This window comes from Streptomyces sp. OZ13, assembly GCF_052068155.1.
Taxonomy (GTDB): Bacteria; Actinomycetota; Actinomycetes; order Streptomycetales; family Streptomycetaceae; genus Streptomyces.
On record NZ_JBQHCZ010000004.1, the window covers coordinates 287,414 to 304,528 of the forward strand.

General features: G+C 70.7%; 14 protein-coding genes. 5 read left to right on the plus strand and 9 right to left on the minus strand.

Annotated elements, in window-relative coordinates:
• Nucleotides 1-10: 10 nt before the first annotated feature.
• Nucleotides 11-1,000 (plus strand): NAD(P)H-quinone oxidoreductase, encoded by a 990-nt coding sequence (locus tag ACTMTU_RS11610; RefSeq protein ID WP_441263386.1) that lies wholly within the window; start codon nt 11-13, stop codon nt 998-1,000.
• Between the two features lie 175 nt (nt 1,001-1,175).
• On the opposite strand, the gene ACTMTU_RS11615 is transcribed toward ACTMTU_RS11610, so the two are convergent.
• The 6 genes from ACTMTU_RS11615 to ACTMTU_RS11640 form a co-directional block, all read right to left on the minus strand.
• Nucleotides 1,176-1,718: a bacterial proteasome activator family protein gene (locus tag ACTMTU_RS11615; RefSeq protein WP_005314769.1), complete on the minus strand. Its 543-nt coding sequence runs from the start codon at nt 1,716-1,718 to the stop codon at nt 1,176-1,178.
• A 145-nt stretch (nt 1,719-1,863) separates the two neighbouring features.
• Nucleotides 1,864-4,725, minus strand: a complete 2,862-nt coding sequence (locus ACTMTU_RS11620) for an FtsX-like permease family protein (protein WP_441263387.1) — start codon at nt 4,723-4,725, stop codon at nt 1,864-1,866.
• Nucleotides 4,722-5,483, minus strand: coding sequence for an ABC transporter ATP-binding protein (locus ACTMTU_RS11625; protein WP_441263388.1), 762 nt, complete (start codon nt 5,481-5,483; stop codon nt 4,722-4,724). The genes ACTMTU_RS11620 and ACTMTU_RS11625 overlap by 4 nt, the downstream gene beginning before the upstream one ends.
• A 349-nt stretch (nt 5,484-5,832) precedes the next feature.
• The gene (locus ACTMTU_RS11630; protein ID WP_441263389.1) at nt 5,833-6,480 is read right to left on the minus strand and encodes a PadR family transcriptional regulator; all 648 of its coding nucleotides are present in this window, start codon (nt 6,478-6,480) and stop codon (nt 5,833-5,835) included.
• Between the two features lie 84 nt (nt 6,481-6,564).
• On the minus strand, nt 6,565-6,939 hold the full coding sequence (locus tag ACTMTU_RS11635; RefSeq protein ID WP_441263390.1) for a hypothetical protein: 375 nt from the start codon (nt 6,937-6,939) through the stop codon (nt 6,565-6,567).
• Nucleotides 6,940-7,324: 385 nt separating this feature from the next.
• Complete coding sequence (locus ACTMTU_RS11640; RefSeq protein WP_441263391.1) at nt 7,325-8,932, minus strand: protein kinase domain-containing protein; 1,608 nt, start codon at nt 8,930-8,932, stop codon at nt 7,325-7,327.
• 370 nt (nt 8,933-9,302) lie between these two features.
• Between ACTMTU_RS11640 and ACTMTU_RS11645 the strand changes: the two genes are divergently transcribed.
• Nucleotides 9,303-10,853, plus strand: a complete 1,551-nt coding sequence (locus tag ACTMTU_RS11645) for a protein kinase domain-containing protein (protein WP_441263392.1) — start codon at nt 9,303-9,305, stop codon at nt 10,851-10,853.
• Nucleotides 10,854-10,899: 46 nt separating this feature from the next.
• On the opposite strand, the gene ACTMTU_RS11650 is transcribed toward ACTMTU_RS11645, so the two are convergent.
• The 3 genes from ACTMTU_RS11650 to ACTMTU_RS11660 form a co-directional block, all read right to left on the minus strand.
• On the minus strand, nt 10,900-11,907 hold the full coding sequence (locus ACTMTU_RS11650) for a phosphotransferase (RefSeq protein ID WP_441263393.1): 1,008 nt from the start codon (nt 11,905-11,907) through the stop codon (nt 10,900-10,902).
• A 15-nt stretch (nt 11,908-11,922) separates the two neighbouring features.
• A complete protein-coding gene (locus ACTMTU_RS11655; protein WP_441263394.1) occupies nt 11,923-12,339 on the minus strand; it encodes a pyridoxamine 5'-phosphate oxidase family protein in 417 nt (138 codons plus the stop codon).
• A 121-nt stretch (nt 12,340-12,460) separates the two neighbouring features.
• The gene (locus tag ACTMTU_RS11660; protein ID WP_441263395.1) at nt 12,461-13,126 is read right to left on the minus strand and encodes a response regulator; all 666 of its coding nucleotides are present in this window, start codon (nt 13,124-13,126) and stop codon (nt 12,461-12,463) included.
• A 327-nt stretch (nt 13,127-13,453) separates the two neighbouring features.
• Here ACTMTU_RS11660 and pdhA point away from each other — a divergent pair, with 327 nt between their 5' ends.
• Genes pdhA through ACTMTU_RS11675 form a run of 3 tightly spaced genes read left to right on the plus strand, consistent with a single transcriptional unit; the run spans nt 13,454 to nt 17,033 of the window.
• On the plus strand, nt 13,454-14,605 hold the full coding sequence (pdhA, locus tag ACTMTU_RS11665) for a pyruvate dehydrogenase (acetyl-transferring) E1 component subunit alpha (RefSeq protein WP_441263396.1): 1,152 nt from the start codon (nt 13,454-13,456) through the stop codon (nt 14,603-14,605).
• Nucleotides 14,606-14,607: 2 nt separating this feature from the next.
• Nucleotides 14,608-15,588, plus strand: a complete 981-nt coding sequence (locus ACTMTU_RS11670) for an alpha-ketoacid dehydrogenase subunit beta (protein ID WP_441263397.1) — start codon at nt 14,608-14,610, stop codon at nt 15,586-15,588.
• Between the two features lie 14 nt (nt 15,589-15,602).
• Nucleotides 15,603-17,033 carry a dihydrolipoamide acetyltransferase family protein gene (locus ACTMTU_RS11675; RefSeq protein ID WP_441263398.1) on the plus strand — a complete coding sequence of 477 codons (1,431 nt, stop codon included), beginning with the start codon at nt 15,603-15,605 and terminating at the stop codon, nt 17,031-17,033.
• Nucleotides 17,034-17,115 lie beyond the last annotated feature (82 nt).

Here is a 17,115-nt window from a genome sequence, read left to right on the forward strand (position 1 = left end):
CCTCGCCGCCATGTATGCGATCACGATTCCCGAGCCCGGCGGTCCCGAAGCACTGGTCTGGGCGGAAGTCCCCGATCCGGTGCCCGGTGAGGGCGAAGTCCTCGTCGATGTCGCGGCGAGCGCGGTGAACCGCGCGGATCTGCTGCAACGGCAGGGCTTCTACGACCCCCCGCCGGGCTCTTCCCCGTACCCCGGCCTCGAATGTTCGGGCCGGATCTCGGCCGTGGGACCCGGTGTCTCCGGCTGGGCCGTCGGCGACGAGGTGTGCGCGCTGCTGGCGGGCGGTGGCTACGCGGAGAAGGTGGCCGTGCCCGCGGGGCAGTTGCTCCCCGTCCCGGACGGCATGGACCTGATCACGGCCGCAGCGCTGCCCGAGGTGACGGCCACGGTGTGGTCGAACGTGTTCATGATCGCCCATCTGCGACCGGGCGAGACGCTTCTCGTCCACGGCGGCGCAAGCGGGATCGGCACCATGGCCGTACAGCTGGCCAAGGCCGTGGGCGCGCGGGTGGCCGTCACCGCAGGGAGCCCCGAGAAGCTTGAGCGCTGTGCAGAGCTGGGCGCCGACTCCCTGATCAACTACCGCGAGCAGGACTTCGTGGAGGAGATCGGAAAGGTCACCGGCGGAGCGGGCGCCGACGTCATCCTCGACATCGTCGGCGCGAAGTACCTGGACCGGAACGTGAAGGCGCTGGCGGTCAACGGCCGGCTCGCCGTCATCGGTCTCCAGGGCGGCGTCAAGGGCGAGCTGAACCTCGGCGCTCTGCTGCGCAAGCGTGCAGCCGTCACCGCCACATCGCTGCGCGGCAGGCCGCTGGGCGAGAAGGCGGCGATCGTGGCCGCCGTGCGCGAACACGTCTGGCCCCTGATCGGCGGGGGACGTGTGCACGCGGTCGTGGACCGAAAGGTCCCGCTCGCGGACGCGGCGGAAGGCCACCGCGCGCTGGAGTCCGGGGAGCATGTGGGCAAGGTCCTGCTGATCGCTCCGGGTCAGGCCTGAACAACCCCCGGTCAGCGGGGGTCAGCGCACGCGGACGAGGGCCCCGGCCACCGAGAAGTGGCCGGGGCCCTCGTGCCGGACCAGAGGTAAGGGGCCGGGACTGTGGACCGGACCCGAGGTATGGGCCGGACGTAAGGGCCGGACCGGAGACCCAGAGGTAAGAGTGCGGACCGGACTAGAGGTACGGACCGGAGCGGATCGCGCCGTGCTGACCGCCCTCGTCCTCCTCGTGGGACGCACCGGGCGGCAGTGCGCGCCGCATCTGCTCCAACTGGGCCCGTGCGGCCATCTGCTGGGCGAACAGCGCGGTCTGGATCCCGTGGAAAAGACCTTCGAGCCAGCCCACCAACTGGGCCTGCGCGATACGCAGTTCCGCTTCGGACGGAATCGCGTCGTCCGTGAACGGGAGGGAGAGGCGTTCCAGTTCCTCCACGAGCTCCGGCGCGAGCCCGTCCTCCAGCTCCTTGACCGAACCGGCGTGGATCTCCTTGAGCCGGACCCGGCTCGCCTCGTCCAGAGGAGCTGCCCGCACTTCCTCGAGCAGCTGCTTGATCATGCTGCCGATGCGCATGACCTTCGCCGGCTGTTCGACCATTTCCGTCACCGGGACCTCACGCGACTCGTTGTCACCGTCACCCTGGCTGAGGGCCATCCCGTCCTGTCCCACGACGAGGACGTGTGGGCTCTCCTGCGACCGTTCATTCCTCGGCATCTCCATGCCGCCATTCTCTCGTACATGCGCGTAACCAGAGGTGTGCCCCCGTAGGAGAGTGATCCACCCTCCTACGGGGGCACAAAACTGCTGGACAGCGATCCGCCGGCAAAGGATCACCCAGTCGGCGCCGGATGCAGCGGGAGCGTGATCAGGCAGCCTCTCGCCGGGCGAGCGCGCCCCGGGAGCGGGTGACCAGGGCCGCCAGGAGGGCGGCGCCCACCGGGACGGCCACCAGCAGAGCGGCCAGCGTCTCCCAGGGCACCACGATCGGCACGTACGGCACCGAGTCCATGGCGCCCCAGCCCTCGTCCAGAGCCTGCTCGTACCAGGCCCGCTGCTGGCGCTCCTCGGTGAGCCTCAGCCCGATCGCCGGCAGCACGCCGGCCGCCGAGCCGAGGACCACGCCCATCGCGGCCACCACCCCGCACTGGAAGCCGCTGAGCGTCCTGCGGACCCTCGGCGGGGCTCCGACGGCGGCGAGCGTCTTCAGGTCGGCCTCTGCGTCCGCCTGGGCCAGTCCGGTGGCGATGCCTGCCGCTCCGATCGTGATCAGACCGGCGAACACCGTCAGCGCCAGCATGACGATGCTGTTCTCGCTGGTGTAGCCCTCCTCGATGTGAAGGTTGACCGCGGCGCCCGTCTTGTCCAGCTCGCCGTCGAGCCGCTGCCGCTGCTCGGTGCTCGGCATCCTGTCCGTCGAGAAGTAGGCGCCGAGCGGCACCGTGGTGAGTCCCGCCGACTTGGCCGCGGCGGGCGTGAGCAGCGTGGAGAGGCCGTACGAGTTCGTTTTCGCGGCCATGTGAGCGGTGAAGGTCTTGATCTCGCCCGGGGGCTGCTGGCCCTTCTCCGCGGCCCGGTCGGCGGCCTCGATGTCGGTGATCAACCGGATGCCGATCTTGCCCTTGCTGTCGACGTTGCGCTTGTCGAAGGACACGATCTGCCCGGCCGCCAGGGCCTTCTCCGCGGCGGGATCGTCGATGCCGAGCACCTTGAGCAGCTTGGCGTCCGCGACGGCCACGCCGCCGTCGACGTAGGCCCCGCCACCGCTGCCCTCCTTGCAGCGCCAGTCCTCGGCCAGCTTGCGGCGTTCCGCCTTGCTGAACTTTTCCGACGGGTCCTGGTCCGGATGCGCCGGATCCGTGGCCCACAGCGGGCACTCGTTGGCCTTGGGCACGATGATCTCGTACCGTCCGCAGCCCTTGCCGCTGTCGTACATCCCGCAGCCGGCCCTGCCCACGGAGATCCGGTCGACGTCCGCCCGCACGTCCACGGGAAGCAGCTTCTGCACGGTGCTGCGCGCACCCGGGACGTCACGCCCGCCGCCCTCGTCGATCGTCATGGAGACGGCGCCGTGCGGCAGTTGTGCCTGGTACTCGGCGGCGCCCTGGGCATCGGCGCTCGCAGCGTAGGTGGCGACGGCCACGGTGCCCGCGACGGCGGCCAGTACCGCGGCGACCGCGGGAGCCGTGCGTCCCCGGTTGCGGACGGCGTCGCGCAGGGCGAGCCGGGGGGACAGCGGCAGGATCCGGCCGATCCGGCCGAACAGGCCCACCAGGGCGGGAGTCAGCGCGACCACGCCCAGCTCGGCCAGGGCACTGCCGCCGGCGACGATGGCGAACTGGTCGGTCATCATCGACCCGTACAGGGCGATCGAGGCACCGAGAGCCACCGCGATCAGACCGATGACCGGCAGCACCCGGCTGCTGCGGCGGACGCCGCGGCGGCCGGTGAGCGAGGCGAGGACGGTCTGCCGCGACGCGGTGACGGCGGGAACGACGGCGGCCAGCAGACCGGTCAGCACGGCGAGCAGCGCAATACCGAGCAGTTCGAGCGGCCGGACGTCGAAGTGCCCGAAGCGCTTGCCCAGGTAGTTCTCCAGCAGCGGCTGGAGCAGGTAGGTGAGGGCCAGTCCGAGGACCGTGCCCACCACGGCTGCCGCGACGCCGATCACCAGACCGCCACCGAGAACGATGGCCCGGATGTGCCGGCGGTCGCCGCCGTTGGCCCCCACCAGGCCGAGCTGGCGGCGGGAGCGCCGGGCGCCCACCGCGAAGGCGGGGCCGGCCAGCAGGCAGATCTCCAGCATGGCGAGGCCGACGACGGTACCCACAGCGGCGAGCGCCGCCGCCTTTGCGGCCGTGCTCTCCTCGAAGTTCCCCCAGCCCTCCTCCTGGAAGAGGGGCACCTCGGAGTCGGCCGGCGGGTTCAGCGACACCGCCCGTGATTCGACCGTCACACCCTTGGTGTTGATGTCCTTGACGATGTTCCACGTGAAACCGCCGGGAACGGCCGCAAGCAGCGTCGTGGAGGGCGATGTGCCGGACAGTCCCGCCGTTTCCAGCGCCTTGTCGAGCGGCGCGAGCATGGCACCCGGCAAGACGTTGACCTGGTCAGTGTCCAGAGCGTTGGGGAGTTCGTACGAGCCGACGATGCGGTACGCGCGGTCGAATCCCCGAGCGGTGAGCGTGGAGCCCACCTTGAGGCCGCTGCTCTCGAGGAAGTGCGTGGTAGCGGCCACTTCGTCGGGCTTCTGCGGGAGCCGGCCGCTGACCACGGCCAGGATGCCCTCGGCCATCGGGTCGGAGGCGTTCAGCTCACGTATCTCCGTGTGCAGCAGACCGTGTGTCGTGCGGAGCTTGGCGGAACCGACCGTGTCCTTCAGCGTCTTCGCGCCTGCGGGCAGGGCCTTGGTGATGTCCGCCTTCCCCTCCGGCCACGGCTTGTTGTCGAAGTCGCCGATCGGGTTGTAGTTCCTGCCGTCCGGGGACTGCATGATCGGTACACCGCCCAGACCCGGGTCGGAGATCCTGCCGTCGGCGGCACCGAGCGATCGCTCGAGTCCCTGCTCGGTGGAGAGTTCCGCGCTGCGGACGGTCAGGTCCGCGGCGCTCACACCGAGGATGGGCAGGGCGATCATGGCCAGGACCAGGAAGCTGCGGCCCTTCGAGCGCCAGGCGTCGCGGCGCGCGATCCGGATCGCGGCGCGCCAGGAGTGGTACCAGGTGATCACAGCTCGGCCGCCTGGCCGGAGAGCAGGGAGTCCGCCTGGCTGCGCACGGTCTGATCGACGACCGCGCCGTCGCGCAGGAACACCACGCGGTCGGCCCAGGCGGCGAAGCGCGGCTCGTGGGTGACCAGGATGCCGGCGGCGCCGGCGTCGCAGCGGGAGCGCAGCAGGGCGAGCACGGACTCGCCGGTCTCCGAGTCCAGGGCGCCGGTCGGCTCGTCGGCGAGCACGAGGCGGCGGTCGCCGACGAGGGCCCGCGCGATGGCGACCCGCTGCTGCTGGCCGCCCGACATCTCGTCGGGGAAGCGGTCGGCGAGGTGCCCGAGGTCCATCTCCTCAAGAGCGGCGACGGCTTCGCCACGGGCCTTCCGGGCGGAGACGCCGTCGAGTTCGCGCGGCAGGGCGACGTTTTCTGCGGCGGTGAGTGCCGGGATGAGGTTGTAGTCCTGGAAGACATAGCCGATGCTGCGCCGGCGCAGAGCGGCGAGCGTCTTGCGGTCGGCGGTCGTGATGTCGGTGTCCTCGACGATCACGCGCCCGGAGGTCGGAACGTCGAGGCCGCCCGCGATCGTCAGCAGCGTCGACTTCCCGGAGCCCGACGGGCCCATGACGGCGACGAGTTCACCGGGGAAGACATCGAGGTTGATCCCACGCAGGGCATGCACTTCGGTGGCGCCACTGCCGTGCACACGCGTCAACTGCTGTAGTTGCAGCACCGGTTGCTGTGCAGACTGGGGCTGCTGTGACAGCTGTTCGGACATAGGTGAAGTCCCCCTTGGTCGGGCGCGTACACACGAGCGGGTGTACGGAGAGGTGTGTGGTCGGCCGGGTGGCCGATTCGGTTCTGTGGGCCGCGCTGCGGCCGGGCGGCCGGTGCGGAGCGGGTGTTCGCCCTGTGGCCTTCGGCGGCCGGCCGGAGCGGGTGTCCGCCCCGGCGCTGTGCCCGCCCCGTCCGATGTCCGCCCCCGGGGGTCGTGACCGTCGAAGGGCGGTGGTCCTGAGCGGACGAGCGGTGCCGGCGGTCTGCGGGATGTGCGGTCCGCGCGGTGGACCGGGCGCCCTCTGTGGCGGGTGGTTCCGGCTCGCCCAGCCGGCCTGAGCCGGAGCGGCCTAATCAGGCCGCGCCGGACGGGCGCCGGCCGTGGTCGGGTGCGTCCGTGCCGACGGTGCGACGGCGGGTGAATCCCCTGTCGGTTGCGTCCCCCGCCCTGCCGCCGCCGAGAGCCTGATCAGCCGCACCTCGCAGTGGTCGAGCCAGCGCGCCTCGGCCTCCGTCTGGAAGATGAGCTGCTCCAGCACGAGCAGCCACGCCACGTCGTCCCGCTCCCGCGACCCCCCGCTCTCGATCGCGGCGAGCGCCTGGGCCTTGAGACGCGTGTAGTCCTGCATGGCGTTCACCGTGTGGTGGCGCTGGGACTGGATGACGGCACGGATGTCCACCCCCGGTGCGCCGACCGCCATGGCGAGCTTGATGGCCAGTTCGTCGCGGGGCGGGCTGCTGCGGTCCACCGGCGTCTCGAACCAGCTCCTGAGCTCCGAGCGGCCGGCGTCCGTGATGACGTACAGCGCGTGCCCGGCCTCGTCCTCGCCGTTCTGCGCGACCATCCCGTCGCGCTCCAGACGGTTGAGGGTCGTGTAGACCTGGCCGACGTTGAGCGGCCAGGTGGCGCCCGTGCGCGACTCGAACTCCGAGCGGAGCTGGGAGCCGTAGCGGGGGCCGTGTTCGAGGAGGGCGAGGAGCCCGTGCCTGATGGACATACTCAGTATGTATACCGAGTATGCCCATGGCGGCAACCATCGCTGGAGGGACTCATGGCGTCCCCCTTGAGAGGGACGCGGGAGTCAGCGACGGCGCAGCCGCATGCCCAGGAAGCCGATGCCGAGGCCCATCAGGGCCATGCCGATGCCCAGCGAGAGCGGCGAGATCTGCTGGGCGACGGGCACCGGTGCGGACTGAGGTGCCTGGTGGCGGGCGGCGGCGGGGTCGCTCCGGCGGGGTCCGGAGGTCGGCGCGTTCCAGGCCCCGCCGGGCTCCTCCGTCTCGGGTGCCCCGTCCTCCTCCGGACGGGTGTCCTCCGGGGGCCGTCCCGTGCGGAACGGCCGGTCCTCGTGCCGCCGGGGCGGCCAGCCCGGCGCGGAGGACTTCGCAGGGGCGCCGGTTTTCGACGGCGACACCGCCGCGGCGGGAGTGCCCGAAGGAGCGACGGAAGGGCTCACGCTCGCGCTCGGCGACGGCGTCGTACGACGGCCGGGGCGCTGGCGCCCTTCCCCTGCCTGCCGCCCGGCGAGGGATTTGGAGACAGAGGGTTGGGGGGACGCCTCCCGCGGCTCCCGCTCCCCGGCGTGGGAGACCGGAGTGGCCAGCAGGAGAAGTGAAGCGACGGTGATCGCGCATCGAGTGCGCAGCGCTGGAGTCACCGGATGACCCCTCCCGTGCCGAATCGTCGTCACCGACATATCGGAGTCAGCGTCACATGACGCCCTGTCTCCGGCATCTCGGGCACCGGCTCGTCCCGGCGGCGGGTACGGAGACGGCCCGGTGCGCAGGGCGCGTACCGGGCCGTTTGCTTCGTGCGGAGCCCCCGAAGGGGCTCGGGAGGGTCTACTCCGGATAGCCGGTGGAGACCTCGAGGTCGAACGTCGCGTCGTCCTCCGACACCTCGACGTCGGCGCCCGGGAACTGAGTCACCACGACGCCCTCGCCCCACTGCGCGTTGGGCACGTCCTTGACGTTGACCTTCCAGCCCGCGGCCTGCGCGCACTCCTTGACCGACAGGATGTCCTTGTAGACGAAGTCGGGGGCCTGGACCTTGGACGGGTCGTCGTAGCCCTCCTGTGCGTCCGAGCACTTCGTCTTGTCGATCTTCCGCTGGCGCTCCGGGCCCTTGTAGCCGGCCTGCTGCGACTCGCTGGTCGTCGGGTCGCCACCGGCCTCGGTGCCCGGATCGTCGTCGTCCTTGTTCATGGCGATCGCGGTGATGAGACCGCCGACGGCGAGCAGCGCCACCGCGATGGCGCCCACGATCACCGGCATGTTCCGCCGGCCACCGCCACCGCTGCCGCCGGTCGTGGCGGGCTGCGGCGAGATCGTGTACGGCGGCGGGGTCGAGACCGCCGGGGCCGGTGTCTGGTACGCCGGGGCGGGCGTCGGGTAGCCGTAGTGCGGCGTCGGGGCCGGGGTGGGGGCGCCGTAGGGGCCCGGCTGGTAGGGCGTCTGGACGCCGCTCTGCGGGGGCGGGGCGGACTGGTCCAGGGGCGGGAAGACGGCGGAACCGACGCCCGCGCCGCTGCTCGCCGGCGCACCGCTGATGATCACGGGTGCGCCGGTCTGTCCGGCGCTCGCGACCCGGGCACACTCGTCGCGCATGGCGGCGGCGCTCGGGAACCGCTCGTTCGGGTTCTTCTTCAGGGCGCGGGCGACGAGCGCGTCCATCGCGGGAGTGACGGACCGGTTGACGGTGGACGGCGCGACCGGCTCTTCCTGGACGTGCGCGTACGCGATCGCCAGCGGCGAGTCCGCGTCGAACGGCAGCCGGCCGGTCAGCAGCTGGAAGAGCATGATCCCGACCGAGTAAAGGTCGGAGCGGGCGTCCACACCGCGCCCGAGGGCCTGCTCGGGGGAGAGGTACTGCGGCGTGCCGACGACCATGCCCGTCTGCGTCATCGACGTGACGCCCGACTGCATCGCGCGGGCGATGCCGAAGTCCATCACCTTGACGATGCCGCGCTTGGTCATCATCACGTTGCCGGGCTTGATGTCGCGGTGGACCAGGCCCATCTCGTGACTGGTCTCCAGGGCCGCGAGCACGTCGGCGGTGACCTTGAGCGCCTTGTCGGCGGGCATCGCGCCGTACTGCTGGATGTCGGCGGCCAGGACGGATCCCAGCGGCTGCCCCTCCACGTACTCCATGACGATGTACGGCATCAGCGAGCCGTCGAGCTCGTCCTCGCCAGTGTCGAAGACGGACACGATGTTGGTGTGGGACAGCTTGGCGACGGCCTGCGCCTCACGCCGGAACCGCTCGCGGAACGACTGCTCGCGCCCCAGTTCCGTGTGGAGCGTCTTGATGGCCACCTGGCGGTCGAGCGCGGAGTCGTAGGCCAGGTAGACGGAGGCCATGCCGCCTTCGCCGAGCAGATCGCGAAGCTGATACCGGCCGCCCGCCACGGAACCACCCGCATAGCGGCCCTGCGCGCCGTCCTGGCTCATGACTGTGCATCCCCCTCGGCGCGGTGGCCCGACGGCCCGGTCCGCGATGGTTCGCAATTGCTTGCCGATCCTTGTCTCGAGGACCGAGAAACCTGGACCGTGATCCCGTATTACGGGGCAAGTCTGCCGCAGGGGTCCGACACGTCAAGCCAGGTGCCCGTTCCGTGACCGTACGCACAACAAGCGTCTCGGAAGCGTTACAGGAACAGCATGGAATTTGCACCCCTCCGCGCCCAGGAGGTTTGATGGCCGGTCCCTCTCGAAAACCGGCCTGCCGCGCCAAGGCTGTAGCGTGACGTGGCACAGCACCCCGAGAAATGACATCCCGCAGGCAGAGTACGCACGCGGACAGATACGACGGCGAGGACTGATGGCACCCGAACCCGGAGCAGACGGCAGCGGAGTGCCGGATTCTGCGGACGCCTGGGGTGTCGGCGGACTGGTCGGAGACGGCCGTTACCGCCTGACGCACCGTCTCGGCCGCGGCGGCATGGCCGAGGTGTTCGCGGCGGAGGACGTACGGCTCGGCCGTACGGTCGCCGTCAAACTGCTGCGGCCGGACCTGGCAGAGGATCCGGTCTCCAAGGCCCGCTTCACCCGTGAGGCGCAGTCGGTCGCCGGCCTCAACCACCATGCGGTGGTGGCGGTCTACGACTCCGGCGAGGACGTGGTGGGCAGCCAGACCGTCCCCTACATCGTGATGGAGCTCGTCGAGGGGCGCACCATCCGCGACCTGCTCGTCAACGCGGAGGCGCCGCCGCCCGAGCAGGCCCTGATCATCGTCTCCGGCGTCCTCGAGGCCCTCGCCTATTCGCACCAGCACGGCATCGTGCACCGCGACATCAAGCCCGCCAACGTCATCATCACCAACTCCGGCGCGGTCAAGGTGATGGACTTCGGCATCGCGCGCGCACTGCACGGCGCCCAGTCGACGATGACCCAGACCGGCATGGTCATGGGCACCCCCCAGTACCTCTCCCCCGAGCAGGCGCTGGGCAAGGCCGTCGACCACCGTTCCGACCTGTACGCGACGGGCTGCCTGCTGTACGAACTGCTCGCGCTGCGGCCCCCGTTCACGGGTGAGACGCCGCTCTCGGTCGTCTACCAGCACGTGCAGGACATCCCCGTGCCGCCGTCCGACGTCTCGGACGTGGTGCCGCCCGAGCTCGACGGGCTGGTGATGCGCTCCCTCGCCAAGGACCCGGACGACCGGTTCCAGAGCGCGGAGGAGATGCGCGGACTGGTGCAGTACGGGCTGCAGATGCTGCAGCAGCAGGGCAGCCACAACGGCACCTGGAACACCGGGCCGGTCCAGCTCTACGACGGTGGCGGCACTCCGGCGAGGGGCATGACCGGCGCGACCGCGGCGCACCCCGTGCACGGCGAGACCTCGCAGGGCCCGATCCTTCCCCCGATGAACCCGAACGACGGGGGCTACGACGGCGGTTACGGCGCCGGCGGGCGCGGCGGCAAGGGCGGCCGGGGCAAGGTGTGGCTGCTCGCGGCCCTTGCCGTGGTAGCGGTGGTCGTGGGCATCGCCTTCGCGCTCGACAGGGCGAACGACAAGGGCGGCACGAACCCGGGCGACGGAAAGACGGTCTCCGAGACGCCGACGACTCCGGAGGAGTCGCCGACGCCGACCGAGGAGGAGACCGAGCCGACGGACGAGCCCGACACCTCCACGGGCGGCAACCAGCAGCCGTCGTGGACCCCTTCGGACGTACCGTCGTTCACGCCGAGCACCCAGCCGACGCCGTCCTGGACGCCGTCCCCGACGGGCAAGCCGACCGAGCCGACGGGCAAGCCGACGCAGACGACGCCGACGCCGACGGAGCCGACGGACGAACCGCCCCCGACCGAGACGGGCGGTGCCACCGAAGGCGGGGGCGGCACCGTGGAGGGCAACGACGGCGGCGAGTGACGGGGCGGGTCCGGCCCTTTCGGTGCCTGCGGCACCCGCGGACGCCTCACCCGGCGAACGCGTCGCACACCGCGTCGTACTCCTTCGTCCACCACACCGCCAGGGCCGACACCGCGGGGAACTGCGGGTCGGCCCTTCGGTCGTGCAGCTGGTAGCGCCAGCGCAGTATCCAGAAGTCGTTGAGCCGCTCCCACCAGACCCGGTGCACGGCGGCCCGCAGTTCGGCCGGGTCGGCGCCGACGGCACGCCGGTACGCGCGTGCGTAGGCCCGCACCTTCGTGAGCTCCAGCCGGCCGACCGGGAGGACGAAGAAGATCGCCGCTGCCCGCACCGCCTCCTCCGCCCGCGGCTGTACCCCGAGCCGGTCCCAGTCGACGATCGCGGCCGGCTCCGCCCCCTGGTAGAGCAGGTTCAGCGGGTGGAAGTCGCCGTGCACCCAGCCGCCCGCGCCGCCCGGCGGCGGTCTGCGGCCGGCGTGGCGCTCCAGCAGCGTGCGCCGCTGGAGGAGGCGGTGTTCCGCGAGGGTGTCGAAGGAGTCGCGGGGCCGGGCCGACCTGGCCAGCTCCAGCAGTTCGTCGATGAGGGTGAACGTCTCTTCGGGGTCGGCGCTGTTGTGCTCGGTCTTGCGGGCGGTGCCGTCGTCCATGACCTGCGCCAGGCAGGTGTGGACCAGGCCGAGGAGCGATCCGAGCCGCCGTGACTGGGCGGTGCTGAGCTGGGCGCCGTTGCGGTGGCGGCCTTCGACCCAGGGGTGCAGGGCGTAGCAGTGGCCGTCGATCACGGCGACCGTGTCACCGCCCTGGTCCTCCAGGGGCGGCGCGACGGGCACGTCGAGGGCCTGGAGCCGCTGGGTGGCGCGATGCTGCCGCGCGATGGCCTCGTGGTCGCCGTCGAGGTGGTGCTTGAGGAAGTACGCCCCGCGGGTGGTCGCGAGGCGGTAGCCACGGTTGAGGAGCCCCTGGGTGACGGGTTTGCAGGAGAGGGGCTCGCCCGCGTTCTCGTAGCGGCGCAGAAGCGCGGAGAGGGGCGGAGCGGTATCAGATGAGCGCGGCACCCGCCAGATGTTAGATCACTGCATGTGTTGTGCCGAATGCCCTGCGGAGTCACCCAGGTTGTGCACGGTGGCGAAGCGGGGTTCGACGCACAGGTATGCCGGCCGGAAGTCCTCGCCGTCGATGCGGTCCGGCCGCGGCCCGAAGTGCGCCAGCTCCTCCTCCTTCGGGCTGACCGTCTCCGCGGTACCGGTGACCTGCACGGACCAGAGAGCCGCCGCACCGGAGTTGAGGTTGTCCGCGCCGTAGGCGACCACGCTCCCGCAGCCTGCCCGCAGATGCTCGCCGGTGGCCTGCAGCATCAGCAGCACCCGGCCGTCCGCCACGACGTGTTGAGCGGGGACCAGGACGGGCATGGCCCGGACACTGGTGGCCAGGAGGCCGTAGCGGACGCGGCCGAGCAGCTCGATGGCGCGGAGTTCCTCTGAAGGCATGCCGTCCACTCTCGGTGTCCGACGGCTCCGCAGGGTAGAGGCGCCGGCCCCGAACGTGACGGGACCTAAGTCCCATGACCGCGCGTGGACGCGTTGGTCCGAACGAGTGAAGGTGGCGGTGTCAGTGGTGCTGACGCTCCGCCTGGATCCTCGCCACGTACGCGGCGGCCTGCGCGCGCCGCTCCATGCCCAGCTTGGAGAGCAGGCTGGAGACGTAGTTCTTGATGGTCTTCTCCGCGAGGTGGAGCCGCTCGCCGATGGCCCGGTTGGTGAGCCCTTCGCCGATCAGGTCCAGGATCCTGCGCTCCTGGTCCGTGAGGTTCGCGAGCCGCTCGTCGCCGGCCGGCCTGTTCCCCTCGCGCAGCCGCTCCAGGACCCGGGCGGTCGCCGCCGGGTCGAGCAGTGATCTGCCCGCGGCGACGTCCCGCACCGCGGCGAGCAGTTCGCTGCCGCGGATCGCCTTCAGCGCATATCCCGAGGCACCTGCCATGATCGCGTCGAAGAGGGCCTCGTCGTCCGCGAACGAGGTGAGCATCAGACACTTGATGTTCTCGTTGCGCGAACGGACCTCGCGGCACACCTCCACACCGCTGCCGTCCGGCAGCCGCACGTCCAGGATGGCGACATCCGGAGCGGTCGCAGGGATCCTGACCAGGGCGTCTTCCGCGGTTCCCGCCTCGCCGACCACCTCGATGTCGGCCTCGGCGGCGAGCAGCTCACGAACGCCACGCCGGACCACTTCATGGTCGTCGAGGAGAAATACGCTGATTTTTGCCGTTTCGCGCACGGAGGCAGTCTCACATATTGACTCTTCCCGTGCCCGGGGTGGCCGGGATAACGTGCCCGTGTTCCGGCGGCCTGCAGGGCTGTGACCAGTGGTTGTTCCCCTATTTCTCGATTTACTTGGAAATCCAAGCAAAATCGCAGGTCAAATGGGGTTTCGCAGTAATGCTGCCCACTGGGTAACGTGCCTGTGACAGGACGTTCGCCGGGGCACCTGTCACGCCTGACTTCCGGCCGCGTCGCACACACCCCGTGCGCGGGCACGGACGTGGGCGAGCCGCACTGGCTTTCCGGCGGACCCCGGGGGCCGGACCGACGGAGGAGCACGCACGTGACCGTGGAGAGCACTGCTGCCGCGCGTAAACCGCGACGCGCCAGTAAGCGCGCCAGCGCCACCAAGAAGCCGCAGAGTTCCGAGCCCCAGCTCGTACAGCTGCTGACGCCCGAGGGCGAGCGCGTCCAGCATCCCGAGTACGACATCGATCTGAGCGCCGACGAGTTGCGCGGGCTGTACCGGGACATGGTCCTGACCCGCCGCTTCGACGCCGAGGCCACCGCCCTGCAGCGCCAGGGCGAGCTGGGCCTGTGGGCCTCGCTGCTGGGTCAGGAAGCCGCGCAGATCGGCTCGGGACGCGCCCTGCGCGACGACGACTACGTCTTCCCGACCTACCGTGAGCACGGCGTCGCCTGGTGCCGCGGTGTCGACCCGACCAACCTGCTGGGCATGTTCCGCGGGGTGAATCACGGTGGCTGGGACCCGACCACCAACAACTTCCACCTCTACACGATCGTCATCGGCTCGCAGACGCTGCACGCCACCGGCTATGCCATGGGCGTCGCCAAGGACGGCGCTGACTCGGCCGTGATCGCGTACTTCGGCGACGGTGCTTCCAGCCAGGGCGACGTGGCCGAGTCGTTCACGTTCTCCGCGGTCTACAACGCTCCGGTCGTGTTCTTCTGCCAGAACAACCAGTGGGCGATCTCCGAGCCCACCGAGCGCCAGACCCGGGTGCCGCTGTACCAGCGCGCACAGGGCTTCGGCTTCCCCGGCGTCCGCGTCGACGGCAACGACGTCCTCGCCTGCCTGGCCGTGACCCGCTCCGCCCTGGAGCGGGCCCGCCGCGGCGAGGGCCCGACGCTCGTCGAGGCCTTCACGTACCGCATGGGTGCGCACACCACCTCGGACGACCCCACCAAGTACCGCCACGACGACGAGCGTGCGGCCTGGGAGGCCAAGGACCCGATCCTGCGCCTGCGGACGTACCTCGAGGCCGAGGGCCACGCCGACGAGGCGTTCTTCACCTCCCTCGACGAGGAGAGCGACGTGCTCGCCAAGCGGGTCCGTGAGGCGGTCCGGGCCATGCCCGACCCCGAGGACATGGCGATGTTCGACCACGTGTACGCGGACGGGCACTCGCTCGTCGACGAGGAGCGCGCCCAGTTCGCCGCTTACCAGGCGTCGTTCGCCGAGGAGGGCAACTAGTCATGGCTGTACAGAAGCTTCCTCTCGCGAAGGCGCTCAACGAGTCGCTCCGCAAGGCCCTCGAGACCGACCCCAAGGTCCTGATCATGGGTGAGGACGTCGGCAAGCTCGGCGGCGTCTTCCGTATCACCGACGGCCTCCAGAAGGACTTCGGCGAGGACCGGGTCATCGACACCCCGCTCGCCGAGTCGGGCATCGTCGGCACCGCCATCGGTCTGGCCCTGCGCGGCTACCGCCCCGTGGTGGAGATCCAGTTCGACGGCTTCGTCTTCCCGGCGTACGACCAGATCGTCACGCAGCTCGCGAAGATGCACGCCCGCGCGCTCGGCAAGATCAAGCTGCCGGTCGTCATCCGCATCCCTTACGGCGGTGGCATCGGAGCGGTCGAGCACCACTCCGAGTCCCCCGAGGCGCTCTTCGCGCACGTGGCCGGTCTCAAGGTCGTCTCCCCGTCGAACTCCTCCGACGCCTACTGGATGCTTCAGCAGGCGATCCAGAGCGACGACCCGGTGATCTTCTTCGAGCCGAAGCGCCGTTACTGGGACAAGAGCGAGGTGGACACCGAGGCCATCCCCGGCCGGCTGCACGCGGCGCGTGTCGCACAGCCCGGGTCCGACATCACGCTGGCCGCTTACGGCCCGATGGTGAAGGTCTGCCTCGAGGCGGCCGCGGCCGCCGCCGAGGAGGGCAAGTCGGTGGAGGTCATCGACCTCCGCTCGATGTCCCCGATCGACTTCGACACCATCCAGACGTCCGTCGAGAAGACCGGCCGGCTGGTCGTGGTCCACGAGGCGCCCGTCTTCTACGGCTCAGGAGCCGAGATCGCGGCCCGCATCACCGAGCGGTGCTTCTACCACCTCGAGGCCCCCGTGCTGAGGGTCGGCGGCTTCCACGCCCCGTATCCGCCGGCGCGGCTCGAGGAGGAGTACCTTCCGGGTCTGGACCGTGTGCTGGACGCCGTCGACCGCTCGCTCGCGTACTGAGGAGTGCCGTGACCATGACTCAAGACACTTCCCTTCGCTTCCGCGAGTTCAAGATGCCCGACGTGGGCGAGGGACTCACCGAGGCGGAGATCCTCAAGTGGTACGTCCAGCCGGGCGACACCGTCACCGACGGCCAGGTCGTGTGCGAGGTCGAGACGGCGAAGGCGGCCGTCGAGCTGCCGATCCCGTACGACGGCGTGGTGCACGAGCTGCGCTTCGCCGAGGGCACCACCGTCGACGTCGGCACCTCGATCATCACGGTCGATGTGGCGCCGGGGAGCGGTGAGGCGGCTCCGGCCGAGGCCGCCGCGGTGCCGCCCGCCCAGACCGAGGCGTCGCCCGTCGCCGAGGCCGCCGCGGAGGCGGAGGAGGCCAAGCCGCAGGGCCGTCAGCCGGTCCTCGTCGGCTACGGCGTCGCCGAGTCCTCGACCAAGCGCAGGCCGCGCAAGCAGGCGGGTGCGCCCGAGCAGAGCCGGGCGGCAGCGGCCGTCCAGGCGGAGATGAACGGCCACGGCGTGCCGACGGCGCCGCGTCCGCTCGCCAAGCCGCCGGTGCGCAAGCTCGCCAAGGACCTGGGCATCGACCTGGCAACGGTCACCCCGACCGGCCCTGACGGCGTCATCACCCGTGAGGACGTCCACGCGGCCGCCGCCCCGGCCGCCGCCGCGGCACCGATCACGGCGCCGGCCGCAGAGCCGGTCGCCGCGCAGGAGCCGCTCGTCGCCCCCGCCGTCGAGGCGGGCGCGCGCGAGACCCGGGTGCCGATCAAGGGCGTGCGCAAGGCGACCGCGTCCGCGATGGTCGGAAGCGCCTTCACGGCACCGCATGTCACGGAGTTCGTCACGATCGATGTGACGCGCACGATGAAGCTGGTCGAGGAGCTCAAGACCGACAAGGACATGGCCGGTCTGCGGGTCAACCCGCTGCTGCTGATCGCCAAGGCCCTCTTGGTCGCCATCAAGCGGAACCCGGAGGTCAACGCCTCGTGGGACGAGGCGAACCAGGAGATCGTGCAGAAGCACTACGTCAACCTGGGCATCGCCGCGGCCACTCCGCGGGGCCTGATCGTGCCGAACATCAAGGACGCGCACGACAAGACCCTGCCGCAGCTGGCGGCGGCGCTGGGCGAGCTGGTGGCCACGGCCCGCGAGGGGAAGACCACCCCGGCGGCGATGCAGGGTGGCACGGTGACCATCACCAATGTCGGTGTCTTCGGTGTCGACACCGGAACGCCGATCCTCAACCCCGGTGAGTCCGCGATCCTCGCTGTGGGCGCGATCAAGCTTCAGCCGTGGGTCCACAAGGGCAAGGTGAAGCCCCGTCAGGTCACCACCCTGGCGCTCTCCTTCGACCACCGCCTGGTCGACGGCGAGCTCGGCTCCAAGGTTCTCGCCGATGTCGCGGCGATCCTGGAGCAGCCGAAGAGGCTGATCACCTGGGCCTGATGGCCCTGAAGTCCTGTTTCACGTGAAACGCCCGGCCGGGCAGTCCCGGCCGGGCGTTTCACGTTGAAAGCGATGCGTTTCA